The sequence below is a fragment of the Deinococcus terrestris genome (assembly GCF_009377345.1).
Classification (GTDB): domain Bacteria; phylum Deinococcota; class Deinococci; order Deinococcales; family Deinococcaceae; genus Deinococcus; species Deinococcus terrestris.
On the sequence record NZ_WBSL01000042.1, the window covers coordinates 1 to 524 of the forward strand.

1 protein-coding gene is annotated in these 524 nt (G+C 59.0%); it reads right to left on the minus strand.

What is annotated here, in order from left to right; genetic code table 11:
• Positions 1 to 397: DDE-type integrase/transposase/recombinase (locus tag F8S09_RS18390; RefSeq protein WP_194165428.1), on the minus strand; the 397-nt coding region annotated here is incomplete at its 3' end.
• Positions 398 to 524: the final 127 nt, after the last annotated feature.

A 524-nucleotide genomic window follows, 5' to 3' on the forward strand; every position in this document is an offset into this window, starting at 1 on the left:
CAGGACGATCTGCTCCTTGGTGTCCGTCGGCCAGTTTTTCCGTTGCTTCCCCATACTTTCCCTCCAGTGTGCCCGACCCTCGCAAGGGGGCGGGTGATTTTGGAAGGATTTCCTGGAGCATTACCCCGTTGTCCGTGAAGATGGCGGCTGGCTGAGCGCGCTTAGCCAGCACTGTGTCGAGGAGCCGCACCACGTCGGTGCCAGTGATCGACGTGCCTATATGCATCCCCACGTTCTCGAGGGTGAAGTCGTCCACGACGTTCAACACCCGGAATCGCTGCCCCGAGGCGAGCTGGTCGGACATAAAGTCCATGCTCCACCGCTGATTGGGTCCAGGAACGGAGGGTTTCTGGACACGCTCCCCAGCGTTCAGTTTCTTGCGGACCTTGCGTCGCACGGTAATGCTCCAGGAAATCCTTCCAAAATCACCCGCCCACTTGCGAGGGTGAGGCATTCTGGAGGGGAATCATGGGGAAACAGCGGAAAAACTGGCCGACAGACACCAAGGAGCAGATTGTTCTGGC